The organism is Acidovorax delafieldii (assembly GCF_007993815.1).
Classification (GTDB): domain Bacteria; phylum Pseudomonadota; class Gammaproteobacteria; order Burkholderiales; family Burkholderiaceae_C; genus Acidovorax; species Acidovorax delafieldii.
On record NZ_VJWE01000016.1, the window covers coordinates 72,565 to 96,664 of the forward strand.

Sequence of the window (24,100 nt, forward strand, 5' to 3'; positions counted from 1 at the left end):
TGTGCCGCTGTAGAGCTGGTCAACGCCCAGTTCCTGCTGCACTCCCTGTTTCCTTCACGCTGTTGTTCGTCATCCCTTCACCCGGCGTGCTGTGGTCAGCAGATCCACCAGCCCCTTCCGACGCGCGCAGCAGTTTTTTGCGCACCAGGTGGATGTGGTTGCGCAGGGCATACAGCTCGTCCGCATACGACAGAGGCACGCTCACCTTTTCGGCCTGGGCTTCCAGTCCGTCGAGGGTGCGCAGCAGGGTTGCGGGGTCGCTTTTGCCCATTTCCAGGTCGTTTTCGATCTCGCGCAGGCGGCCATACCAGCGAAACACCCGCGACCGCACGCGGAACTGGTAGAGCGGCGGCACGATGCGCGACAGCGGCAGCATGATGGCCAGCAAGATGCCCAGCACCAGCCACATGCGCTCAATCAGGTTGGCCATCCAGAACGGCAGGTAGCGTTGCAGCATGGGCACCGGCTCGTTCATGGCGCGGTCGCCCTCCTTGGCAATCGGCAGCTCGCTGCCGCGCGTGTTGGGAAACTCACGCGCCCGGTTGAACCAGCCTGCGCCGCTGTGCAGCTTTTGTGCGTTCTGGGCAAACAGGGTCAGCAGGGCGGGGTGCGTGCCGTCGCGCGCCAGCAGGGACGTGGTGGTGGCCACGAGCCGAACATCGCGCTGGGGCACGTTGGCCGCGAGGTCCACCACCCCGCGTGGCAAGGTCACGGGGGTGAGGAACGGAAACCGCCTTGCGTAGGCCTCGTGCTGCGCAAAATCCAGCAGCTGCACGCCGGGCGTTTGCAGCAGCATCTGCACCATCAGCGATTCAGGCGCCGAGGCAAATACCAAGGCGTCGAGCCTCCCCGCCAAAAACTCCACCGTCGCGGGCGTCTGTTCCAGGCGCGATAGCTTGACTGCGCTGGGCTCCACCTTATTGGCCTGCAGCAGCCGCTCGATCAGCGTGGGCACGCCGCTGCCCTCCGACCCCACATTGACCCGCCAGCCGCGTAGCTGCCGCAGGCCATCGAGCCGGGGTGCGTTGTGCATGCGCTCTGCTGCATCGGTGCGGTAGAACAGCCACAGTGGCTCTACAAACAGGCTGCCCAGCGATACCAGGTTATCCGGATCATCGGGTTGCAGTTCGGCTGTGCCGCCCTGTACAAAAGCGACATCGGCCTGGCCGTCGCGCAGAAGCTGCAGGTTGTGCGATGAGCCCTCGCTGGGCAGCAGAACCACATCAATGCCGTCGGCCGCCAGCGCCTTCTGGTAGCGCTTGCCAAACTCCTCATAGGCACTTTGGGCAGGGCCTGTGGCCAGGGTCACCGTGTTAGGGGGATTGGGGTTGAGCCACCAATAGGCCAGCACCAGCAGCCCGACCGCCAAGAAGGCGAGGGGGCCTGCTGACACAATCAGATCGCGCAGAGTGAGGAAAGTGTTGCGAAAGGCCTGGGGCATGGGGGATGGACAAACAGAGCGAAACGGGGCGGCGGTATGCCTGGATGGGGTGACGCGGCCCCTGGGTGGACCCGGAGCCATATCTCGCTATCAGCGAGCCGGTGGATTATCCAGGCAGGCGTGGCGGCGACGCGCACCGGCGCTGGGCATCCCGCACCGGGAGTTGCCCAGGTCTTAGATAGCTGTAGGACTGAAACCGCCGGCCAGCGAGGGCTCCTACTGCGGCAGGCGCCTGCGTTGGCGCTCATAGGCCATGCATTCCTGCAGCGAGAGCATGTCGTTCTGGTCCACATCCGCTGCCTCGAAGTAGGCCATGCGTGCCTGCACCACCTCCTTGAACGACAGCTTTCCGTCCCCGTCCTTGTCGGCTGCTGCCAGCCGCCTCAGCTGGCCTTTGCCGATGCGGGGCAATTGGCCCAGCTGGGAGAGATCGACGTAGCCCTCTGCATCGGGCCCCAGGCTGTGCCAGCTCTGCACGATGTCCTGGTGGAACTCGTCCAGCGACACGTTGCCGTCGTGATTGAGATCGGCTGCCGAGCAGATGGCCTGCAGCCGGTGGGTGAGGGTTGGTGCCTCCGGTTTGTGTGCCTTGGCAGGGCGGGGTGGCGTGGTGGGTGACGATACTGAGGTGTCGGCCGCATTGGCCGCGTGCGTCGTTGTTGCCAGCACCAGGGCGCAGGCGCCTGCACAGATCCAGTGAAGAGTTGCTTGCATGGGACCTCCTTACCACCACCAGCGTTGGCTGGGGCTGCGGTTGCAGGGCCAGACCATGGTGTGTGCCCCAGGGCGGACCTGGCCTGCGTCTACATCCAGGCATTTGCCGGTGAGCTGGCTCACGATCTGCCCGCCCAGGGTCGACCAGCTCTGGCTGCGCGAGCCCGAGCAGGACCACAGCACCACCCGTGCACCGTCCCGTGGGTCGCCACGGTCCACGTCCACGCACAGGTCGCGCACCCGGATCTCGCCGCCGCGCCCCACCGCAAAACGCTGGGACGCTGTCCCGTTGCATTCGTACACCTGCAGGGTGGTGCCGGGCTGGAATTTGCCACCCCTCACGTCGAGGCACAGGCGGCCGTCCACCCGGATCTCACGCCCCCAGTCCCCGCCCTGGCCGGGGTAGTCCGGGTACTCGGGGCGACGGTCGTTGTCGTGCCGGTTGTGGTTGGCCAGCAACGCAATGCCGGCAATGGCCGCGACGGCCGCCACAGCTGCGCCGGCATTGGAGCCGCTGCTGCTACCGGATGCATAGGTGCGTGTGATCTTGAAACGTCCCCCGCAACCACCGTTGGTCCACAGCTCGCGATTGGTCAGGTCGTAGCCCCAGGTGCGGTTGAAGCGGCAGGCCCCCTGGGTTTGTTCCACCAGATCCACCTGGGTCACGTCGTCCGCGAGGCGGTAGGAGGTATAGCCGCCGCTGGACTGCAAATCCACCAACTGGTCCTGCGCCTGTGCCGTCGGGGTACTCACGAGCATTGGCAGGTACAGCAGCCATGCATGTTTCCGAAAGGCCTGGTCTCTCATGGGTTCACTCTCCTTGTTCCGATCAGGGGCCATGGGGATGGGTGTAGTGCAGTGGGCCCCGGCCCAGGGCACCAACCGTCACCGGCATCATAGGACGGTCTGATGCTTGTGCGCCCGGCGATAGGGGCGCCATCGGTTGAAATCTCGCTGGAGCAGCGGGGGCTGTTCGTGCATGATGGCGTCGCGCTGGGGCAGCCCCTTGTCTGCCTGTGTACTACCCACCCACTGCCGTGTCCGATGAAACGCTTCTATGTCGTTGCCTCCATCCCACTGCTGCTGGCGGCACTCATCCCCATTGCTGCATCCCTGTGGGTGGCCCACCGCCAGGCCAAGGAAGACCAGGTCGCCTATCTGACCTCGTTGGCGGACGAGGTGCTGCGGCGCGGCGTGGCCTCGCGCCAGCAGCTGGTGGCGGCGCTCAACGATTTGGACGGAGATCCGCACCCCGCTTGCAGCCAGGCCAGCCTCACACGCATACAGCAGCTGGTGGGCACCTCGTTCTATCTGCAGGGCATGGGGGCGGTCAGGGACGGAGCGTTGGTCTGCAGCACCCTCACCGCGGGCAATGAGGTGGTACAGCTCACCGGCAACCACATGGTCACCTCGACGGGTATCTCCACCTGGATTGGCGCCCGCCTGCCCTTTGCCCCGGAGCAGCCTTTCAACATCTACGCCCGCAACGGCCATGCGGTGATCATTCACCCGGGCATCGTGATTGACATGCCTGTGCTTCATGCGGATGTCGCGCTGGGGCTTCTGATCAGCACGCCCCGGGCGCTGATCCGGTCCAAAGGTCCGCTGGATACCCAGTGGCTGAACCTCTACACGCCCCATGTGAACAACGTGGCTGAAAGCGAGACCCACTACATCGTCTTCCGGGTGTCGAAGGAAAACAATGTGGCGGCGGTCGCGGCAGCTCCCAAGGCGCTCGCCCACGAAGGGCTCAAGGCCCAGGCGCTGATCCTGGCACCCCTGGGGCTGGTGGCCAGTGCCCTGTTTGCGCTGGGCGTGGCGATGCTCACCCGGTGGCAGTTGTCGCCCCGCGCCAGACTGCGGGCGGCCCTGCGCCGGCGCGAATTCTTCGTGCTCTATCAGCCCATCGTGGATCTGGAAACCGGCCAGTGGGTGGGGGCGGAGGCTCTGCTGCGCTGGCGTCGCCGCAACGGCACCCTGGTGCCCCCGGATGAATTCATTGCAGAAGCGGAGAAGGCCGGGGTGATCGTGCACATCACGCGGTACGTGATGGATGTGGTGCTGGCCGATTTGCCCGAGATGCTCAAGGCACGCCCGGGTTTTCATGTGAGTTTGAACCTCTCGCCCCAGGATCTGGTGGCCGACGGACCCGTGCAGTACCTGCAGCGGCGCTTCAGCGCCATGGAGATGCCGCCGGGCGCGCTCATGCTGGAGGTCACCGAGCGCGGGCTGGTGGACATCGAGGCTGCACGGCCCGCGCTGCAGGCTGCGCGGCAGATCGGTGCATCGATTGCGCTGGATGACTTCGGTACGGGTTACTCCAGCCTGTCCATGCTGGAGTCCATCGACATCGACACCCTCAAGATTGATCGCATCTTCATCGCCAGCATCGGCGCGCAAGCCGCCATCAGCCCGGTGACTACCCACATCATCGAAATGGCCCATATGCTCAAGCTGGCACTGATTGCCGAGGGCGTCGAGACTCAGGACCAGGTGGACTTCCTGATTGCCCGGGGTGTGCGCCAGGCCCAGGGTTGGAAGTTTGCCCATGCCATGCCGCTGAACGATCTGCTGGCCGGCATGCGCCCGCAACCAGCCGTTTCACCACGTGGTTCGGCGCAAGATTGATCCCGCCCTGTTGGATGGCGCGGCAGGAGGGGACGGGGGCGCTACTTGAGCAGCAGTGACGACCCGCTACCGTGAATCCGGAAAACCGCCACGGCATTCACGAGGTCGTCGGCCTGCCCGCGCAGGCTCGAAGCGGCGGCCGCCATTTCCTCCACCAGCGCGGCATTCTGCTGGGTCGCCTGGTCCATCAACGTGACCGCTTCACCCACCTGCGTGACGCCCGCGCTCTGTTCAGAGCTGGCAGCGCTGATCTCGCCCATGATGTGCGTCACGTTGCGGATGCTGGCCACTACCTCGGTCATGGTCTGGCCTGCCTTGTCCACCAGGGCGGTGCCGTGCTCCACGCGGCCCACACTTTCGGTGATCAGTTGCTTGATCTCCTTGGCGGCGGCGGCGCTGCGCTGGGCCAGGTTACGCACCTCGCTGGCCACCACAGCAAAGCCCCGGCCCTGATCGCCTGCGCGTGCGGCCTCCACGGCGGCATTCAGCGCGAGGATGTTGGTCTGAAACGCAATGCCATCGATCACGCTGATGATGTCGTTGATCTTGCGGCTGGAGTCGTTGATGTCCTTCATGGTGGCCACCACCATGGCCACCACGTCACCGCCTTGTTGCGCAACGGTCGACGCTGAATGCGCCAGGCGGTTGGCATGGATCGCGTTGTCTGCGTTCTGCTTCACGGTGGAGCCCAGTTGCTCCATGGAGGCAGCGGTTTGCTGCAGCGCGCTAGCCTGTTGTTCCGTGCGCATCGACAGGTTGTGGTTGCCTTGCGCGATCTCGGCGCTGGCGGTCGATACGCTTTCTGATCCCTGGCGCACCCCTGCCACCAGGTTGGAAAGACTCAGCCGCATGGCTTCCATCGAAGTGACTACCGAAGCAATTTCGTTCTTGCCCTGCGCCACCAGTGGGGTGGCCAGGTTGCCCCGCGCAAACTCCCGCGTCGCCTGGCTTGCCTCGTTCAGGGGCCGGACGATGGAGCGGGTGGTGGCCACACCCAGCACGCAGGCAAACACCACCATGGCCACGCTGAGCAAGATCAGCTGTAGCCGCAGCGATTCAAACTGGCGCATCGATTCCTGGCTGGCACGTTTGCTGATGGCGTCGCTCTCGGCCAGGAAGGCTTCGATGTCGGCCACCAGCTTGGTCAGCAGGGGGCGGCATTGCTCGTTGATTTTCTTGATCGCCGCATCTTTTTCCCCCTGGCTCCCCAGTCGGGTGATCTCCAGCGCCACGGGGCCATAGGCCGCTTCGGTGTTCTTGATCTGGGCCAGCAGCTTGTTGAGGGGGGCGGTTTCAGGCGGGCCGACCTTGAGGGCATCTTCGACTCCCTGGAGTGCCTTGCCCATGCCTTCATGTGCGATTCCAATGCGACGTGTTTCCGCGTCGGCATCTTCCTTGGAGCCCGCGATCACCAGGTTGCGGGCAGACACGGCCCTCGCATTGGCTGTATCCAGCGCCCGGTTGCCCAGGCTTTTGATCACGTTCAGGTGATTGACCTGGTTGTCCAGGCTCTCCTGTGTCATGGACTCGCCACGGATACCCATGATGGCGACCAGGATCAGTGCACAGGTCAGGACAACATATCCAATACCAAGACGCGTCTTGATGCTCAGGTTCTGCAGGACATTCATGCGATGGACCCTCCAGCTGGTGATACGGGATGAGGCGCTTTTTCGGAGCACGCAGGAGCGGCAGGAAACCGGTGTTTACCTTTTCGCAACGTGGGGCGCAACACGTTGCCACCGCCACCCTGCGGCGTTCTGGCGATATCGATGCGGCGGTGCGCAGCCGCCGCCTTGGGCGCACGATGGTGCACAGGCCCTGATCTTCTGGGGGTTCCGGCGCGCTTCAAGAAGTTTTTGACCGAAAGGTGCGAAAGGCGCGCTGGGCACCCTGCTTGTGCAGGGGTAAGCGAGGGCGGGCGTGACCTGCCCTAACCGCGCACCGCACTTCTGAATGCGGCAGACAGTGCTGCAATGGCATCACTGGGTCGGCCATCCGGGGCCCGGCTGTGAAGCACCACCGGCAGGCTTGGCAGTGCAGGAAGCCCAAGCCGGGCACCTACGTCCACCGCGCCCCAGGGCAACATGCGGGGTGCCAGTGCGGCTACGCCCAGCCCTGCAACAACGGCTGCGGACACTGCCGCCACGCCGCCGCCCACAAACACCTCGCGCCAGGGGATGGCGGCCGCATCCAGCAGTTTTCCAGCCATCGCACGCACACCGCAGGGCTCTGCCAGGGTGGCCAGCGGCAGGGTGGAACCAGCGCGGTGCTGCCAGTGAGGCGCGGCAAACCAGCCAAATCGCTCTTCGGCCAGCACTTCGCCATCGCTGCGCCCGGCATGCATGCGGACCATGGCCGCGTCGAGTTCGCGCCGGTCAAAGCTTTGCAGCAGGTCGCCCGACGAGCCGATCCGGATGTCGATCAACAGCTGAGGGTCTTGTGCGTTCATGCGAGCAATCAGTGCGGGCAGTTCAGGCCCGGCGACGTGGTCACTGATGCCGATGGCCAAACGCTGCGGTGCTTCACCCAGCGCAGCCAGAGCACGCTCATGTGCAGCAAGCAGTGCGCGGCCATGGTCCAGGAAGGCGGCTCCCTGGGCTGACAGTTCCACATACCGGGGGGTGCGCTCCAGCAGCCGGCAGCCCAGCCGGTCCTCCAGCCGCTTGAGCTTGAGGCTCACAGCGGCCTGGCTGGTCTGCATGGCCTCGGCTGCTCGGGTAAAGCTCTCCAGCTCGGCAACACGGACAAAAGCCTCGACGGCATCCAGATCCAGAGGGCGCTGCATGATATTTTTTTGTTATTGTTGATATAAGTATCAATAGCATATCAATATGGATAGCATGGCACCAGCTTTTTCACAAAAGGACCCTCCATGCCGCTCATCCACATTGCCATGCGTGCTGGCAAGCCCGCTGCCTACCGGCAAGCGATTTTCGACACGCTGTACCGCGCCATGCGCGAGACCTTCAATGTGCCCGAGGACGATCAGTTCATGACCCTGACCGAGCACGATGCCGCGAATTTCCGCTACAGCCCGTCGTACCTGGGTGTGGCACGCAGCGACGATGTGGTGTTCATCCAGATCACTGCCAACAACACACGCACGCTGGAGCAGAAGAAGGCGCTGTTCCAACGCATCGCCCAGCTTCTGGGCGAAAGCCCAGGCCTCAGGCCGGAAGATGTGTTCGTGAACATTGTTGAGGTGGCCAAGGAGAACTGGTCTTTCGGCCACGGGCTGGCGCAATACGCCTGAGGGCTGACGCGGGGGGGGGCAGAAGCCGCCAGCTCCGGCGCATGGGGCGAAGCCGGCAACAGACGCCAGTCAATGCCAGCCGGTGCCAACGCTAAGGAGACGCCACGCACCGTCTGCGTGGCGCATGCCGATTTTTTGCGCTTCAGCCCAGATCGGCGGCCGAGGGCAGGTACAACCCCTCGGCGGTAGTGATGGCGCGCGCAGCCCGTGCTGCCCGCGCCGTGGCGATGGCCGTGGCCTCGGCCGCCATGGTGGCCAGCACCATCATGCCCGGGCTCTTGCCGCTGCGGCCCGTGCCCAGGCTGAAGAGGGTGTCGCCGTCCGACATGGTGTGCACGGGGTTGATGCTGCGGGCCAGTCCGTCGTGAGCGGCCACGGCCAGGCGGTGGGCCTGCACCTTGGTGATGACCGCGTCAGTGGCGACCACCCCGATGGTGGTGTTGGTGCCCGCCAGCAGGGGCTGGGGCGGGTCGCCGCGCAGCAGGGCGCGGCGCGTGTCGCGCAAACGCAGGCCGTCGTCGGTGCGGGCCCCGGCAATCACTTGCGCGGTGTCGGGGTCGATCACGTCGCCCAGCGCATTGCAGGCGATGAGGGCACCTACCGTGACGCCGTCCACGGTGACGGAGGCGGTACCGATGCCACCCTTCATCGCACGCTGAATGCCGAAGATCTTGCCCAGCGCCGCACCGGTGCCCGCGCCCACGTTACCTTCGGCCGGGTCTGCGGTGGAGGCGGCCTCGCACGCCGCGTAGCCTGCCGCGGCATCGGGGCGCACGCGCATGTCGCCCACCAGCAGGTCGAACAGCACGGCGGCGGGCACGATGGGCAGGCGGCCCACGGCCACGTCGAAACCCACGCCGCGCTCTTCCAGCCAGCGCACGGCGCCGGTGGCGGCATCCAGCCCCCAGGCGCTGCCGCCCGCGAGCATGATGGCGTGCACCTTGTCCACCAGGTTGGAGGGGTGGAGCAAATCCGTCTCGCGCGTACCGGGTGCGGCACCGCGCACATCCACCCCGGCCACAGCGCCCTCGCGGGTGATGATGACGGTGCAGCCCGTGGGGCGGCAGGTTTCAGTGAAGTGGCCGACCTCGATGCCGGCCACGCGGGTGATGCTGCCAGCGTCGCCAGCCAGAACATGTTGAGAACTCATGGCCGGTGATTATGGTGCCCTGTCGGGCCTAAGAGCCTGTGTGAACTCAAGCTTCGGTGGCGTGGTCAAGGTGCTTTCTCGATCCGTTGGACGTGGTACGCGCCGCTGACCTGCTCTGCCCGAAAGCGCACCTTGTCGCCGGGTTTCAGGTCGCCCACCACGCCAGCGTCCGCCACGCGGAACACCATGGTCATGGGCGGCATCTCCAGGTTCTTGATCTCGCCGTGCTTGAGGGTGAGCCGCAGGGTGCGCGGGTCCCAGCGGGTGATTTCGCCTTCGCTCAGCTCCGCCTGTGGTGCGGACGGTGCGGTGGCGGCGGGGTGGTGGCTGCTGTGGCTGTCTGCGGCAGCTCCTGCAGGCGCCTGCGCCAGGGCGGGCCCTGCAACCAGGACGAGCAGGGCGGCAGCCAGCGGGATGGAGAAGAGGTGCTGGGTCATGTGGATGCCTTTTTGTTGTAGCTGTTGAAGATGCGCGTGCTGCCGTCGTGCGCTACCAGCAGCACGTCGTACGGGTCGCGCCGGTCGCCATACACGGCGCCGTCCATGCCTGGCGAGCCCACGGGCATGCCCGGCACGGCCAGGCCCAGGGCCTTGGGCTTTTGCTGCAGCAGCTTGCGCACATCGCTGGCGGGCACGTGGCCTTCCACCAGGTAGCCGCCCACCAGCGCGGTGTGGCACGAACCCAGCTTTGGCGGCAGGCCCAGGCGGGCGCGCACCGCGTTGTCGCCGGTGGCGTGCACCTTCACGGCAAAGCCGTTGGCCTGCATGTGGTCCACCCAGTCCTGGCAGCAGCCGCAGTTGGGGTCTTTCCACACTTCCAGCGGTGTGGGCGTGTTGGTGGCGGCGCGGGACCCAACCGGCAGCAAAGCGACGGCCAACCCCGCGCCCAGCAAAGGCAGAGTGGTGGCCAGCCATTGGCGGCGGGCAGGGCTGGGGAGCGCGGTCATGGATGCGGATGCAGCCCGAGTGCGTTGGAGGGTCATGGTGTTTCTCCTGGCGTTATGGATGGCGGGGCAGCACGGTGATGGTGCCGGTCATGCCGGCCTGGTAATGGCCGGGGATGAGGCAGGCAAAGTCAAAGCTGCCTGCGCGGTTGAAGTGCCACACGATGTCGCCGGCCTTGCCTGCCGCCACATGGGTCATGTAAGGCTCGTCGTGTTCCATGCCCGGGTGCTTTTTCATCATTTCGGCGTGCTGGTCCAGCTCCGCCTTGGTGCCGATCACGATCTCGTGCAGCACCTGGCCTTTGTTCTGTGCGCGCAGCCGCACAGTGTCGCCCTCGCGCACTTCGATGTGGCGGGGGCTGAACCGCATGTCGTCGCCCATGCGCACGGTGATCGTGCGGCGCACCTGCTGGGCATCGCCTGCAATGCCCCAGTCTTTTTGCTCTTTGACCACGGGGCCTGTGGAGGTGCGGTGGGGCATGTTTTCATGCCCATAGGCAGGAAAAGTGCCGAATGCGCTAGTGCATATTGCCCAGGCAGCTATGAATTTAATAGTGTTCATGGTGATCGTTGGCATCAATGTTGGTGGCCGCTGGCAGCCGGCTTGCGTGCATTGGCCGCGCCCGGGGCCGTGCCCGGGGTGTCGGTGCGTGCAGGGCGTGGTGTGGCGGCCGGGGCGCCTTGCCATTCAAAGGCCTGGGTGCCACGTGGCTGCCTGAAGTCGCCGGGGTCGGCATAGCTGCCTGCGGGTTGGTCAGCGCGCACCTTGAGCGTGGTGAACATGCCGCCCATCTCCAGCGGGCCGAAGGGGCCGGTGCCTGTCATCATCGGGAAGGTGTTGTCGGGCAGCGGCATCTCCATGGAGCCCATGTCGGCCATGCCGCGCTCGCCCATCACCATGTAGTCGGGCACGATCTTCTGGATCTTGCCGACCAGGCCCCGGTGGTCCACGCCGATCATGGTGGGCACGGCGTGCCCCATGGCGCCCATGGTGTGGTGGCTCTTGTGGCAGTGCAGGGCCCAGTCGCCGGGTTCGTCGGCGATGAACTCCACCTGCCGCATCTGGCCCACGGCCACGTCGGTGGTCACCTCCGGCCAGCGCGCGCTCTTGGGCACGGGGCCGCCGTCGGTGCCGGTCACTTCAAACTCGTGCCCATGCAGGTGGATAGGGTGGTTGGTCATGGTGAGGTTGCCCACGCGGATGCGCACGCGCTCGCCCTGGCGCGCCACCAGCGGGCTGATGGCAGGGAACACGCGGCTGTTCCAGCACCAGATGTTGTGGTCCAGCATGGTGTTGACCTTGGGGGTCATGCTGCCGGGCTCCACGTCAAAGGCGTTGAGCAAAAAAGCGTAGTCGCGCTGCACCTTGGCGATCTGCGGGTGGCTGCCCTTGGGGTGGGTGATCCACAGGCCCATCATGCCCATGGCCATCTGCACCATCTCGTCGGCATGCGGGTGGTACATGAAGGTGCCGGGGCGGCGCGCCACAAACTCGTACACGAAGGTCTTGCCGGGCTGGATGGCGGGCTGGGTGAGGCCACTGACGCCGTCCATGCCGTTGGGCAGGCGCTGGCCGTGCCAGTGGATGGTGGTGTGCTCGGGCAGGCGGTTGGTGACGAAGATGCGCACGCGGTCGCCCTCGACCACCTCGATGGTGGGGCCGGGGCTCTGGCCGTTGTAGCCCCACATGTTGACCATGAAGCCGGGCGCCACCTCGCGCACCACGGGCTCGGCCACCAGGTGGAACTCCTTGACGCCCGCGTTCATGCGCCAGGGGGCGGTCCAGCCGTTCAGGGTGACCACGGGGTTGTAGGGGCGGCCGGTGGGCGGGTGCAGCGGTGGCGCGGTGCCGGCGCTGGACTGTGTGGCGGGCTCGGGCAGCGCGGCCAGGGCCACGCGGCTGACGGAGGCTGCGGCCACGGCCGTGGCGGCGCCAGAAAAGAAATTGCGGCGGTTCATGTCAGTGGCCTTGTGGGGTGGTGGAGGCTGCGGCGCCGGAGGTGAGGCCCTGCAGTGCGCCGGGCGAGGTGCCGGTCAGCGCCAGTTGCAGGTCGGTCTCGGCCAGCCAGAAGTCGCGCTGCGCTTCGATGGCGTTGGCCACGGCCTGCATGCTGTTGCGCGCTTCGGCCAGCATGTCCCACACGCTGGCCAGCATGCCGTTGTAGCGCAGCGTGGTCTCGTCGGCGATGAGCTGGCGCAGGGGCACCACTTCAGCCTGCTGCTGGCGCGCCAGGTCGAGGGCCGTGCGGTAGGTGAGCCAGGCGGCGCGTACCTCGCTGCGGGCGCGCACGGCGGTGTCTTGCAGTTGGGCGGCGCTTTGCTCCACCTCGGCCTGGGCGCGGGTGCGGGCTGCACCACCCCAGCCGAACAGGGGCAGGGGCAGCTCGATCTCCCAGCCGCGCTTGATGTCGCTGCGGCCGGTGTCGCGTTCGGTCGCGGTGTTGCGGCTGTATGCCAGCCCAATGTCGCCAAACACGGCGCCCGCACGGCTCCAGCCCTGGCGCGTGGCCTGGGTGTCCAGCTGGCGGCGGGCAGCTTGCACGTCCAGCCGCTCGCGCAGCGCGGTGGCTTCGATGCCATCGGCGGGTAAGGCGGTGGCGGGCAGGGGCGGCAGCTGCTGGGTCAGCTGGTATTGGGTTTGCTGCCCCCACAGGCCCATGCGGCGGTTGAGCTGCTCACGCTCGGTGGCGGCGGCCAGGCGGGCGCGGGCACGCTGGCGGGTGGCCTCGTGCAGCACGGCCTGTTCGCGGGCTTGTTGCAGGCGGCTCCAGTTGCCCACCTGCGCCATGCGGTGCGCCAGCTCGGCCCCTGCCTCGGCGGCTTCCACCATGCGGTCGTGCGTGGCGGCCACCTGCTCAGCGGCCACCGTCCGCAGCCAGGCGCGGCGGGTGTCTGCGGCCAGTTGCACCACGTCCTGCGCGGCCAGCAGCGTGGCAATCTGCAGGCGCTCGGCCTCGCGCTGGGTGCGCCAGGGCAGGGTGATGAGGTCCATCAGGCCAAAGGCCAGGGTGCGTTCGATCTCGCGTTCCTGGCTGTTGGTGAAACGCCCCAGAGTCAGGTGCGGGTTGGGCAGCGTGATGGCCTGCACCCGCTCGGCATCGGCCACGCCCAGCGCGGCCAGCCGGGCTTGCAGGCCGGGGTTGTTGAGCAGGGCAATGCGTACGGCGGCGTCTTGTGTCAGGGGTTGTGCGAGCCAGCCGTCGACGGACTGCTGGGCCTTTGCGCGAGCGCTCGGGTCCGTGGCGGGCAAGGCCGCCTGGGGCACACCGGCGGTACGGCCCGCAGTGAGGGCCGCGACATCACTGCGCAGGCCGTCGGGCGACACGCTGGCGCAGCCTGCCAGCAGGGCGGCGGCAGCCAGTATGGAGAGGCGATGGGTGCTGATCATGGCTTGCCCTTCTGCTCGGGGTGGTGGGCGGGGTGGGCACTCCCCGGGCTTCCGTGATGCATTTCATGGCGTGTGCCGTGCTGCTTCCCATGCGGCATGCCGTGCTGCATGCCCTGGGGATGGTGTGGCATGGAGGTATCGGTGGAGGCTGCGGGCGTGGGAGTAGGTGCCGAGCCTTTTTGCGCCTCCCAGGCCACGATGTCCGCATGGCCGCGCGGGAACGCGCCCACGGCCTCGTGCGCCTGGCGCCAGGCCTGGGGTGTGGGCAAGGCGTCCACCAGCGGGGGTTGCGGCGGCATGGCCGTGTACGGCAGGGGGGGCGTGGGCGCATCGGCGCGGGTAGCGTCGGGTGCAGATGGGCCCTGGGCTTGCGCCAGCAAGGGCGACAACAGGGCAAGACAAGCCAGTCGCATCGGCCACGATGGCCGGGGCGACGGCGAGGAGAGAAAAATGGCAGGGGCGCGCATGGCGATCTCCAGACAACGAACGAAAAAACAGTGCGCTGCCGCCCAACGAACCCCGTTGTTCAGGGGCCATCAGGCTATGGCAGACGCACTTCGGGCGTCGGAGATCAGGCGATGGGTGGTTTGATGGCCAGCGCCGCAGGGGCGCTGTCAAACTGCGCGGAGGCCAGGGGCAGCAGGGCTCCGGCGGGCAGGGGGGCGGGGGTCAGCGATGCGGGCAGGCCCAGCATGGCCGAGTGGCAGATTTCGCAGGCCGAGCAGCTGGCGCTGTGGTGGTCGTGGTCGTCGCCCGATTTGCAGCCCGCATCGGGGTTCTGGCAGGCCGCAGAGTGGCTGGCGGTGTGGTCGATGCCGGGCTCAGCGGCCGGGGCGCCATGGTGGGCGTGGGCGTCGGCGGGTGCCACGCCCTCGGCCTGCGCAAGGGTTGCGGAATGATCGTGGGGATGGCCCTGGTCGTGGGCCATGCCTTCCGCCGTAAGCTGATGGGTCTCGGTATGCTGCGCGGCGCCTGCAGGCAGCAGCGGAGCCACAATGCCCGCCGCCATGGCCGTGCCCGTCAGGCCCCGAAGGACCAGCACCACCATCAGCAGGAAGAAAAAGCCGCGACGCATGCTTCAATGATACGGCGGAGCCGCTCAAGGTTCCGCAGGTAACCACTTTCTGGCGCTGCGGGCAACCCTGCGCAAATCGTGAATGCCTTTTCCGACCATGGGCAGTAACATGTGACGAAACATGTCTGCCCGTTGGTCAGCGGCTGTCGGCAGATATGTGCTCAAGCGTTCTTTCTCTTGCACAGAAAGGTCGGTATGCCCTCATGGGTCGCTGGAATGTGGAGCACCTTGTCTGCGCGGATTCGCTGGCTGGTGCTGTGGGCCACGCTGCCAGCGGTGCTGCTGGTGGTGTACCAGGCACGGGCCCACCGCACGGACGCGATTGCTGCGGCCGAAGAGCGCGCGCTGCAGACCCTGCAGTCGGTGGCTGCCACCCAGCAGCGGCTGATCCAGAACACCCGCCAGTTTCTGCAGCAGCTGGCCGCCATGCCGCAGGTGCACGACCCTTCAGTGCCCCAGTGCGGGCGCTACCTGGCCGAAGTGCTGTCGCTTAATGCCACCTACGTCAACATTGGCGTGCCACGGGCGGACGGCGAACTGCTGTGCAATGCGCGTCCGCTCAAGGCGCCTGTCAACGTCGCCAACCGCCCATATTTTCAGCAGACGATTTCGGGGCGGGACTTTGCGGTGGGGAGCTTCCAGGTGGACCGTGCCGCCCAGGTGGCCAGTGTCAACTTTGCCTACCCGGTGATACCGCCCGGCACGCAGGAGGTGGTGGCGGCCGCCGTGGCGGTGGTGTCGCTGGAGTGGTGGAGCCGGCGGCTCACCGACCTGGGGCTGCCGGACGGCGCGGTGGCCCGGGTGTCCGACCCTGAGGGGCGCGTGCTGGCGCGTTATCCCCCCGACGCCAGCGAGCTGGGGGCGCCGTTTGCCGATGCCGAGTTCCGCGCCCTGGTGCTGCAAACGCCCCAGGGGCAGCGCCAGCGTTACCGCCCTGATGGTGCGCCCGAGCTGGTGGTGTTCCAGCCGTTGATCGAGGCGGGCGGCAAACCGGTGGCCACCATGAGCCTGGCCGTGCCGCTGGACGACCTGTACGCCGCGGCCAACAGCCGCATGTGGACCGAGATGGCGTTCTTGCTGGGCGGCCTGGTGCTGTCATTTGCCGTGGCGCAGGTGGGCGTGCGGCGCGGCGTGATGCGGCCCCTGAGGCGCCTGATGCACGCCACGGACGAGCTGGCCGAGGGGCGCTATGTATCGCGCGTTCCCGCCACGGGCCTGCAGGAGCTGACCGAGCTGGGCCGTCGGTTTGACCGCATGGCCCTGACGCGACAGAAAGCCGAGGCCGAACTGCGCCAGAGCGAAGAAAACCTGGCCATCACGCTGCTTTCCATCGGCGATGGCGTGATCGCCACCGATGCGCAAGGCCGCATCACCCGCATGAACGTGGTGGCCGAGCGTCTGACAGGCTGGCCGTTGGCACAGGCCATGGGCCAGCCGCTGCCCGAGGTGTTCCGCATCATCAACACCGGTACCCGCGAGCCGCAGGTGGACCCGGTGCAGCTGGTGATGGACCGGGGCCAGGTGGTGGCATTGAGCAACCACACCACGCTGCAGGCCCGGCATGGCGCCGAGTACCACATTGCCGATAGCGCCGCTCCCATCCGCAACTCCCAGGGGCAGATCGTGGGGGTGGTGCTGGTGTTCAGCGACGTGAGCGAGTCCTACCGCGTGCGCCGCAAGCTGGAGGACAACGAGGCGCGTTTTCGCACCCTCACCGCGTTGTCGTCCGACTGGTACTGGGAGCAGGACGCGCAGTTTCGCCTCACGCATGTGGAAGGCCGGGCCGATGACCGGCTGGTGCAGGAGGCCGCGCTGCACATGGGCAAGACGCGCTGGGAGCTGGCCGCACCGGGCATGAGCGACGCGCTGTGGGAAGAGCACCGCGCGCTGCTGGAGCGCCACCAGGAGTTCCGCGACTTCGAGTTCGAGCGCCGCGACCAGCAGGGCTGCTCGTACTGGGTGTCCATCAGCGGCACGCCCGTGTTTGATGACGACGGTGTGTTTTGTGGCTATCGGGGCGTGGGCAAGGACATCTCCGCCCGCAAGCGCGACGAGAACGAGCTGCGCATTGCCGCCATTGCGTTCGAGTCGCAGGAGGGCATGATCGTCACCGACGCGGACACCCTCATCCTGCGCACCAACCACGCGTTCAGCCGCATCACCGGCTACGGCGCCGACGAGGTGGTGGGGCGCCGCACCAGCCTGCTGGCCTCTGGCCACCATGACAAGGCATTTTTTGATGCCATGTGGGCCAGCCTGGCCAGCACCGGCGAGTGGAAGGGCGAGCTGTGGAACCGCTGCAGAAGCGGCGAGGTGAACCTGCACTTCATGGCCATCACCGCCGTCACGGACCAGCACGGGGTGCTGACGCACTATGTCGCCACCCTCAATGACATCACCCAGAGCGCGGCTGCGGCGCGGGAGATCGAGCACCTGGCTTTCTACGACCCGCTCACCCACCTGCCCAACCGCCGCCTGATGATGGACCGCCTTCAGCAGGCGTTTGCCACCAGTGCGCGCGCGGGCCTGCAAGGGGCGCTGCTGTGCCTGGACCTGGACCACTTCAAGACCCTGAACGACACCCTGGGCCACGACATGGGCGATGTGCTGCTGCAGCAGGTGGCCCAGCGGTTGACGGCCTGTGTGCGTGAAGGTGACACCGTCGCGCGGCTGGGTGGTGACGAGTTTCTGGTGCTGCTGGAAGACCTGGGCGCACTCGCCACGGACGCTGCCGAGCAGGCGCAGATGGTGGGCGAAAAGATTCTGGCCGCGCTCAACCAGCCCTACCAGCTCGCATCACACCATGTGCACAGCACCACCAGTGTGGGCGCAGTGCTGTTCAGCGGCCAGGCGCAGACGGTGGAAGATGTGGTCAAGCACGCCGACCTGGCCATGTATGCTGCCAAGACCGCCGGGCGCAATGGCATCCGCTTTTTTGACCCGCGCATGCAGGCCGCCGTCACTGCCCGCGCGGCGCTGGAGAATGATCTGCGCACGGCCCTGGAACAGGGCCAGTTCACACTGCACTACCAGGTGCAGGTGGGCTGCGGCAAGCATGTGGTGGGGGCCGAGGTACTGATCCGCTGGAACCACCCGGCGCGCGGCATGGTGCCGCCGTTCGAGTTCATCCCGCTGGCCGAAGAGACCGGGCTGATCCTGCCCATCGGCCTGTGGGTGCTGCAGACCGCCTGCAGCCAGCTGCGCCGCTGGCAGGACCACCCTGCCACGGCCGACCTGCAACTGGCGGTGAATGTGAGCGCGCGCCAGTTCCGCCAGGCCGACTTCATGGAGCAGGTGGTGGCCGTGCTGCGGCAGACCGGCGCGCGGCCCGACCGCCTGAAGCTGGAGCTGACCGAGAGTCTGGCGCTGGACAACGTGGACGACACCATCGCCAAGATGAATGCACTGCGCGCGCTGGGCCTGCGCTTTTCGATGGATGACTTTGGCACCGGCCAGTCGTCGCTGTCGTACCTCACGCGGCTGCCGCTGGACCAGCTCAAGATCGACCAGAGCTTTGTGCGCAACATTGGCATCCAGCACACCGACGCGCTCATCGTGCAGACCATCATCGGCATGGCGCAGAGCCTGGGCATCGACGTGATTGCCGAGGGGGTGGAGACCGAGGCGCAGCGCGCGTTTCTGGAGCGCCACGGCTGCACGCTGTGGCAGGGCTACCTGTTCAGCCGCCCGGTGCCCATCGAGGTGCTGGAGCACCGGCTGCACAGTGGGCTGGGCTGGCAGGTGTCCACGTAGAAGGTGTGTCTCTGCAGGGCGCTCAACCGCCCTTGGCCGGGGCCTACACCGCCATGTAGCGGCCCGGCCGGTGGTTCATGGCCAGCACCAGGTTGAGCGCCACGGCGCCCGCAATGGACCAGGCCACGCGCATGGGCTCCACCGTCCACAGGGCCAGCAGCACGATGCAGCAGTCCACACCCATCTGCACCTTGCCTGCGCGCCAGCCGTAGCGGTCCTGCAGGTACAGCGCCGCAATGCCCACGCCGCCCAGGCTGCAGCGGTGGCGGAACAGCACCAGAAACCCCGTGCCGGTGATCAGCCCGCCCGCAATGGCGGCATACAGCGGCTGCAACTGCGCGAACTGCAGCAGTTGCGACTGCAGCTCGGTCAGCAGCGACAACAGCAGCACCGCGATGAAAGTCTTGACGGTGAAGGCCCGGCCCAGCTTGCGCAGCGCCAGCCAGTAAAACGGCAGGTTGAGCACAAAGAAGATCTTGCCAAAGCCAATGCCCGTGGCGTAGTGCAGCAAAAACGCCAGCCCCGCCGTGCCACCCGTGAGCAACCCCGCGCTGGTGAAAAACGCCACCCCCACCGAGATGAGCAGCACCCCGGTGAAGATGGCCACGGCGTCTTCCGTCAGGCTGTGGGGCACGACCAGCGGGGCGGGGGCTGTGGGGGCGGCAGGGGAGCGGGATGGCATGGGCAAAGGGCAAAAGGATGAAGGCTGTGCTCGCGGCCCCCGGGGCAGAGGGCGGCGCACAGGCATGGGATTGGACCATGCAAGCCCCATGCCGGGCTTGTCGTGCGTCAACTTCCGGGTGCCAGCTTGCCATCGCACCAGTCAGCCGGATACTCCTGATTTGATAGCTGCCAGCGCATATGATTCAAGCGCCAGCATCGGTTTTTGGCTGAAATTGGGTGGCCGATAGGCTGGCAGCTGCCAACGCACCGTCGATCAGCTGCGTGATGTGCGGCTGCGGCGCCATGGGCGCCAGCGCACTGACCTGCGCCCGGCCCGTGTTGCCGATGGGCAGCCGCGCCAGCGCGTGGCCCAGGGGCACCAGTGCCAGCCGCAGTACCTGTCCGCCGGCCTCGCGCAGGTCGCGCAACTGCAGGGCGTAGCGCAGCATGGCCCTGTGTGATCGCCAATGCTGGGACAGCGTGGTCTGCCCCAGCACGTGCGCGGCCTCCAGCCAATGCCAGCGGGTGGCTGGCGGTGCGTTGGCATCGCGCGCAAACGCAGTCAGCAGGTGGTCGAACGCGCGCTCCCTCTGCAAGGGGTCAGCCCTGCGTGCTGCAGCGTGGTGCGCCGCCAGCTGGCGCCAGCGCCGTTGTCGGTGCCGGTAGAACACCTGGGCAAACGCCGCGCTCAGGGGCGTCATCAGCCAGGGCAGGTGGCGCGCGACCACGTCGATGTCGTCGGTATAGAGCGTGCGGCCGTCTGGCAGCGGCTGCAGCGTGATGCGGTGGTCCCAGCGCCGCATCAGCGTGCCCTCGCCGTTGTCGCGCAGCGTGGGCCAGGCACCGGCCTGGGCAGATGGCTCGATGGAGATGCGCACGGTTTGCGAGCCCATGGGCAGCAGCCCCAGCAGCCGCATCTGCAACGGCAGATCACCGGGAGACCAGTGGGTGGGCCAGGGCGCGCCGCCAGGGCGCTTGAACCGCACCAGAGGCGCCGTGATGTGGCGGAACACTGATGTGCTTTGCAGTTGCGCAGCCACCCATTCGGGCGGTGCATGGAGCGGAGTGGACAGGCGTACGCGCATGGATCAGTGCCCGTGTGCTGCGGGGACGCCGACGGTGCTGGCCAGCTCCTGCCGCGCGTGGCGGATCACGCTCCAGCCGCCGCTGATGGCCAGGCCCGCCATGACGGCCGCCACCGCCAGGTCGGGCCAGGCCGTGCCCGTGCCCAGCACCCCCAGCGCGGCCGCCATCACGGCCAGGTTGCCCAGCGCGTCGTTGCGCGTGCATAGCCACACGCCGCGCATGTTGGCGTCGCCCTCGCGCCAGGCGTAGAGCAGGGCGGCTACACCCAGGTTGGCCGCCAGCGCCAGCAGGCCCACGCCACCCATGGTGAAGGGCTCGGGCGGAACCCCTTGCCACACCCCCCAGGCCACCCGGCCGATCACGAACACGCCAAACGCCAGCATGCTGGCGCCTTTGAGCAGTGCGGCGCGTGCGCGCCAGGTCAGCGCCATGGCCAGCACCCACAGCGACAGGCCATAGTTGGCCGCATCGCCCAGAAAGTCGATGGCGTCGGCCAGCAGCGACGCCGAGCCCGAGTGGGTGCCCGCGCCCAGTTCCACCACAAACATGGCGGCGTTGACGACGAGCGCAATCCACAGTATGCGGCGGTAGCGCGGGTCTGCGCTGGCGGGGGCATCGTGGCTGTGGCCGGGGGCGCTGTGGTCGTGATGGCAATGGGCGGACATGGTGTTTTCTCCTGGCGGTTTTGGAAAGCGATGGCATCATTGGAAACCTTGAAGTCACTTGAAGGTCAAGCCCATGGATCCCCACGCTGCACAGTTCCGCATCGGCGAGGCCGCCCAGCAGTCCGGCGTGTCGGCCGCCAATATCCGGTACTACGAAAAAGAGGGGCTGCTGCCGCCCGGTGCGCGCGGCGACAACAGCTACCGCCTGTACAGCAGCGCCGACGTGCACCAGCTGCGGTTTATCCGCCTGTGCCGCGCCATGGACATGTCGCTGGACGAGGTCAGGACCTTGCTGGCGCTGGACTGGGACAGCAAGACGGACTGCCATGCCGCCTGCGACACGCTGGATGCACACCTGGTGCATGTGCGCACCCGCCTGGCCGAGCTGCAGGCGCTGGAGGCCGACCTGCAGGCGCTGCGCAGCCGTTGCGATGGCGCGGACGCCACCTGCCACATCATCGAAGCGCTGCATGCGCGGGCTGACGCGCAGCCAGTGGGCGTCAACGCCCCTCCCGGCCAGGGCAAGCGCCATGTGTGAGCAGTTGTTGTACGGCGCGGCTGCGTGTGTGCTATTTGCTATCTAATTGATAGCTACTTGGGCATATGTTTGTAGCGCTATCGCCCGAAAATGGCCCAAATATCTCCAGAAGCCTGTCATGGGCTGCCCTGGCGCATGCCCCCGCTATGATCCGCCCATGATCTCGCGCCTTCCCGGCCTCTCCCTGCCCGAACGTGTGTGGAACACGGCGCGGCGCTGGGCGGTGGCCTGGTGGCGCATCCTGTACCTGGGTGCGGTGGTGCTGGTGCTGGTGTTGTCGCCGTCCAGCTACGGCAAGGGCACCCGCCGCGCGCTGGCCCGGCACCTGTATCTGGACACGGCGCCGGTGCTGCTGGGTTTCACGGTGCTGGCGGCGCTCATCAGCCTGGTGCTCACGCGCATTGTGGTGGTCACGGCGCTGAGCTACGGGCTGTCGCGCTATGCGCTGGAGATGGTGATCCGCGTGCTGGTGCTGGAGCTCATCCCGCTCACAGCCGCCTTGTTTGTGGCCATGCGCTGCACCATTCCCAACGGCTCGCAACTGGCGCACCTGCGGCTTGCGGGCCGGTTCGAGGCGCTGCGCCGCCAGGGCTCCGACCCCGTGCGCATCGAACTGCTGCCCCGCGTGATTGCCGGGGTGTTTGCCTGCGTCACGCTGGCTGCGCTCAGTTGCGTGGTGGCGCTGGTGCTGGCGTACCTGGGGGTGTACGGCTTCAACATGGCGGGGCTGCCGAGCTATACGCGCATGTTCGGCCAGGTGTTTTCGCCCAGCGTGACCATGGTGTTTGTGCTCAAGACCCTGTTCTTCAGCCTGGCCGTGGCGCTGATCCCCATGGCTGCCGGGCTGTATGACAGCGGCGAACGCACCCAGCCCGACTCGGAACTGGGCGGCCTGGCCCGCATGTTTGCGGTGCTGCTGCTGATCGAGGTGGCCTCGCTCATGGGCAACTACTACTGACGGCCCGCGCCGGTCGCACCCACCCGCATAAACCCACGACATGAACGACCATCCTCCTCACCCATCGCATGGCCCCGCCGGGGCCGACGCGCCTCCGGTCGAGACCCTGCGCCCGGTGGCCTATCTGGAACTCAAGGCTGCGGCGCTGCTGCTGTTCACCTTGGCCCTCATCGTGGGTTCGGGCCTGTACCTGCTGTATGCGCGGGGTGCTTTTGAGCCCACGCAGATGCTGGTGCTGACGGCCGATGACTCCGAGGGCGTGGTGGTGGGCATGGACATGACCTTCTCGGGCTTTCCCATTGGCCGCGTGCGGCGCATCGAGCTGGCCGAATCAGGCAATGCCCGCATCCTGGTGGACGTGCCCCGCAAGGACGCGCACTGGCTGCGCGAGTCCAGCGTGTTCACGCTGGTACGCGGTCTGGTGGGGGGCACCAACATCCGGGCGTACTCCGGCATCCTGACCGACCCCGCACTGCCCGATGGCGCCGTGCGGCCGGTGTTGCGCGGAGATGCCACGGCGGAGATCCCGCAGCTCATGGCGACCGCGCGCGAGCTGCTGACCAACCTGAACGCCCTGACGTCGCCCGACGCCGCGCTGGGCAACACCCTGACCAACGTCAAGGCCCTCACGGAGCGCCTGAACGGGCCGGGCGGCGCCCTGGGCGTGCTGATGGGCAACGAAGCCGACGCGAAGAAGATTGTGGCCACGCTGGAGCGCACCAACGCGCTGCTGGCGCGCCTGGACGATATGGCCGCCCGCGCCGACAAACAGGTGTTTGGCAGCGAGGGCAACAAGGACGCGCTGGTGCCCGAGGTGCGCGCCACCGTGGCCCAGCTCAATGGTTTGTTGTCCGACACCCGCACCAGCCTCAAGAAGGTGGATGCCGTGCTGGTGGAGGCCCAGGCCATTGGCGCCAATGCCCGCGAAGCCACGACGGACCTGGGCGCGCTGCGCGCCGAGGTGGAAAGCAATCTGCGCAAGGTGGAAAGCCTGGTCAACGAGATCAACCGCAAATGGCCCTTTGCACGCGACACGGAGCTGAAGCTGCCATGAACCCCTCTGCTGCACCTCGTTTGCGGGCTGCATTGCGGCTCCTGTCCATCGGCTGTGCCTTCGCATTGGCTGCGTGTTCCAGCCAACCCCCGGTGCCTGACTGGCAGATGAACGCCCAGGGTGCGTCCCAGAAGGCCATCGAGGCCTACCTGTCCGGCAACGCGCGCGTGGAGAAGCTCGAATGGGACCGGGCCCGCGCCGAAGTGGCGCGCACGGGGCGCCCCGATCTGCTGGCGCGCCTGGAGCTGATGCGCTGCGCGGCCCAGGTGGCGAGTCTGGTCACCGAACCGTGCGAGCGTTTTGAGGCCTTGCGCGCCGACGCCGCTGCGCCCGAGCAGGCCTACGCCGACTATCTGGCGGGCCGCGTGCAGGCCGGCCACGTGGCCCTATTGCCACCGGCGCAGCGTGCGGTCGCCACGGCAGGCAACGCTGCCACCTTGGCAGGCATTGCCGACCCCCTTTCGCGCTTGGTGGCGGCGGGCGTGTTGTTGCAGACGGGGCACGCCAGCCCGGCAGTCATCGCCACAGCCACCGATACCGCGTCGGCACAGGGCTGGCGCAGGCCGCTGATGGCATGGTTGCTGCTGCAGGTGCAAAGGGCAGAGGCTGCTGGGGACACTGCGGCAGCCGATGCGTTGCGCCGTCGCGTGGGGGTGGTGGAGCAGTCGGGGTCTACGTCTCGATAGCGTTGGCCGCCACGCTAGGGAGGATGCAGGTAACGAGCCGTGGCGCGGGCAAAAAGCTGCCCCAGTTGCTTCAGCAACCGCCACTCAAGCCATTAGCCAGGC

At 67.0% G+C, this 24,100-nt stretch carries 23 protein-coding genes; 7 read left to right on the top strand and 16 right to left on the bottom strand.

All coding sequences use genetic code 11. The features are described from left to right. Positions 1-19: 19 nt before the first annotated feature. The 3 genes from ATF69_RS18005 to ATF69_RS18015 form a co-directional block, all read right to left on the bottom strand. A complete protein-coding gene (locus ATF69_RS18005) occupies positions 20-1,441 on the bottom strand; it encodes a TAXI family TRAP transporter solute-binding subunit (RefSeq protein ID WP_146871837.1) in 1,422 nt (473 codons plus the stop codon). Between the two features lie 216 nt (positions 1,442-1,657). After that, positions 1,658-2,155, bottom strand: coding sequence for an EF-hand domain-containing protein (locus ATF69_RS18010; RefSeq protein WP_146871838.1), 498 nt, complete (start codon positions 2,153-2,155; stop codon positions 1,658-1,660). Between the two features lie 9 nt (positions 2,156-2,164). Beyond that, the gene (locus ATF69_RS18015) at positions 2,165-2,962 is read right to left on the bottom strand and encodes a lectin (protein ID WP_146871839.1); all 798 of its coding nucleotides are present in this window, start codon (positions 2,960-2,962) and stop codon (positions 2,165-2,167) included. Positions 2,963-3,199: 237 nt separating this feature from the next. Between ATF69_RS18015 and ATF69_RS18020 the strand changes: the two genes are divergently transcribed. Then, complete coding sequence (locus ATF69_RS18020) at positions 3,200-4,783, top strand: EAL domain-containing protein (RefSeq protein WP_158641495.1); 1,584 nt, start codon at positions 3,200-3,202, stop codon at positions 4,781-4,783. Between the two features lie 41 nt (positions 4,784-4,824). Here ATF69_RS18020 and ATF69_RS23430 read toward each other — a convergent pair whose 3' ends face one another. Then, positions 4,825-6,414, bottom strand: coding sequence for a methyl-accepting chemotaxis protein (locus ATF69_RS23430; protein WP_146871841.1), 1,590 nt, complete (start codon positions 6,412-6,414; stop codon positions 4,825-4,827). A 302-nt stretch (positions 6,415-6,716) separates the two neighbouring features. Next, on the bottom strand, positions 6,717-7,574 hold the full coding sequence (locus ATF69_RS18030) for a LysR family transcriptional regulator (RefSeq protein WP_108499329.1): 858 nt from the start codon (positions 7,572-7,574) through the stop codon (positions 6,717-6,719). 84 nt (positions 7,575-7,658) lie between these two features. On the opposite strand from ATF69_RS18030, the gene ATF69_RS18035 reads away from it, so the two are divergent. Beyond that, on the top strand, positions 7,659-8,039 hold the full coding sequence (locus ATF69_RS18035; protein ID WP_108499328.1) for a tautomerase family protein: 381 nt from the start codon (positions 7,659-7,661) through the stop codon (positions 8,037-8,039). 142 nt (positions 8,040-8,181) lie between these two features. Here ATF69_RS18035 and ATF69_RS18040 read toward each other — a convergent pair whose 3' ends face one another. The 8 genes from ATF69_RS18040 to ATF69_RS18075 form a co-directional block, all read right to left on the bottom strand. Further along, positions 8,182-9,189, bottom strand: a complete 1,008-nt coding sequence (locus ATF69_RS18040) for a P1 family peptidase (protein ID WP_146871842.1) — start codon at positions 9,187-9,189, stop codon at positions 8,182-8,184. A 65-nt stretch (positions 9,190-9,254) separates the two neighbouring features. Next, complete coding sequence (locus ATF69_RS18045) at positions 9,255-9,626, bottom strand: copper-binding protein (protein ID WP_146871843.1); 372 nt, start codon at positions 9,624-9,626, stop codon at positions 9,255-9,257. Then, complete coding sequence (locus tag ATF69_RS18050) at positions 9,623-10,171, bottom strand: DUF411 domain-containing protein (protein WP_244303760.1); 549 nt, start codon at positions 10,169-10,171, stop codon at positions 9,623-9,625. The genes ATF69_RS18045 and ATF69_RS18050 overlap by 4 nt, the downstream gene beginning before the upstream one ends. Positions 10,172-10,187: 16 nt before the next feature. Further along, positions 10,188-10,694 carry a cupredoxin domain-containing protein gene (locus ATF69_RS18055; protein WP_056746743.1) on the bottom strand — a complete coding sequence of 169 codons (507 nt, stop codon included), beginning with the start codon at positions 10,692-10,694 and terminating at the stop codon, positions 10,188-10,190. 14 nt (positions 10,695-10,708) lie between these two features. Next, positions 10,709-12,091, bottom strand: a complete 1,383-nt coding sequence (locus ATF69_RS18060) for a multicopper oxidase family protein (RefSeq protein WP_146871844.1) — start codon at positions 12,089-12,091, stop codon at positions 10,709-10,711. A gap of 1 nt (position 12,092) precedes the next feature. After that, positions 12,093-13,520, bottom strand: a complete 1,428-nt coding sequence (locus ATF69_RS18065) for a TolC family protein (protein ID WP_056746600.1) — start codon at positions 13,518-13,520, stop codon at positions 12,093-12,095. Further along, a complete protein-coding gene (locus tag ATF69_RS18070) occupies positions 13,517-13,987 on the bottom strand; it encodes a hypothetical protein (RefSeq protein WP_146871845.1) in 471 nt (156 codons plus the stop codon). Before ATF69_RS18070 ends, ATF69_RS18065 begins: the two co-directional genes overlap by 4 nt. Positions 13,988-14,091: 104 nt before the next feature. Continuing rightward, entirely contained in the window at positions 14,092-14,595 is a 504-nt protein-coding gene (locus ATF69_RS18075; RefSeq protein WP_056746598.1) for a hypothetical protein, read from the bottom strand. 195 nt (positions 14,596-14,790) lie between these two features. Between ATF69_RS18075 and ATF69_RS18080 the strand changes: the two genes are divergently transcribed. Next, positions 14,791-18,348, top strand: coding sequence for a bifunctional diguanylate cyclase/phosphodiesterase (locus tag ATF69_RS18080; protein ID WP_244303761.1), 3,558 nt, complete (start codon positions 14,791-14,793; stop codon positions 18,346-18,348). Positions 18,349-18,391: 43 nt separating this feature from the next. Here the strand turns inward: ATF69_RS18080 and ATF69_RS18085 are convergent, their stop codons facing one another. The 3 genes from ATF69_RS18085 to ATF69_RS18095 form a co-directional block, all read right to left on the bottom strand. Beyond that, positions 18,392-19,030, bottom strand: a complete 639-nt coding sequence (locus tag ATF69_RS18085; RefSeq protein WP_146871846.1) for a YitT family protein — start codon at positions 19,028-19,030, stop codon at positions 18,392-18,394. A gap of 184 nt (positions 19,031-19,214) precedes the next feature. Then, positions 19,215-20,096 carry a DUF3703 domain-containing protein gene (locus ATF69_RS23195; protein WP_208758746.1) on the bottom strand — a complete coding sequence of 294 codons (882 nt, stop codon included), beginning with the start codon at positions 20,094-20,096 and terminating at the stop codon, positions 19,215-19,217. Positions 20,097-20,099: 3 nt separating this feature from the next. Further along, positions 20,100-20,762 carry a cation efflux transmembrane domain-containing protein gene (locus ATF69_RS18095; RefSeq protein ID WP_146871847.1) on the bottom strand — a complete coding sequence of 221 codons (663 nt, stop codon included), beginning with the start codon at positions 20,760-20,762 and terminating at the stop codon, positions 20,100-20,102. A gap of 73 nt (positions 20,763-20,835) precedes the next feature. Between ATF69_RS18095 and ATF69_RS18100 the strand changes: the two genes are divergently transcribed. The 4 genes from ATF69_RS18100 to ATF69_RS18115 all read left to right on the top strand — a co-directional run bounded on the left by ATF69_RS18100 (position 20,836) and on the right by ATF69_RS18115 (position 23,998). Continuing rightward, positions 20,836-21,300, top strand: coding sequence for a Cd(II)/Pb(II)-responsive transcriptional regulator (locus ATF69_RS18100; protein WP_056065109.1), 465 nt, complete (start codon positions 20,836-20,838; stop codon positions 21,298-21,300). A 157-nt stretch (positions 21,301-21,457) separates the two neighbouring features. Continuing rightward, on the top strand, positions 21,458-22,258 hold the full coding sequence (locus tag ATF69_RS18105; RefSeq protein WP_146871848.1) for an MlaE family ABC transporter permease: 801 nt from the start codon (positions 21,458-21,460) through the stop codon (positions 22,256-22,258). 40 nt (positions 22,259-22,298) lie between these two features. After that, positions 22,299-23,312: an MlaD family protein gene (locus tag ATF69_RS18110; protein WP_146871849.1), complete on the top strand. Its 1,014-nt coding sequence runs from the start codon at positions 22,299-22,301 to the stop codon at positions 23,310-23,312. After that, complete coding sequence (locus ATF69_RS18115) at positions 23,309-23,998, top strand: hypothetical protein (protein ID WP_425291790.1); 690 nt, start codon at positions 23,309-23,311, stop codon at positions 23,996-23,998. The genes ATF69_RS18110 and ATF69_RS18115 overlap by 4 nt, the downstream gene beginning before the upstream one ends. Positions 23,999-24,100: the final 102 nt, after the last annotated feature.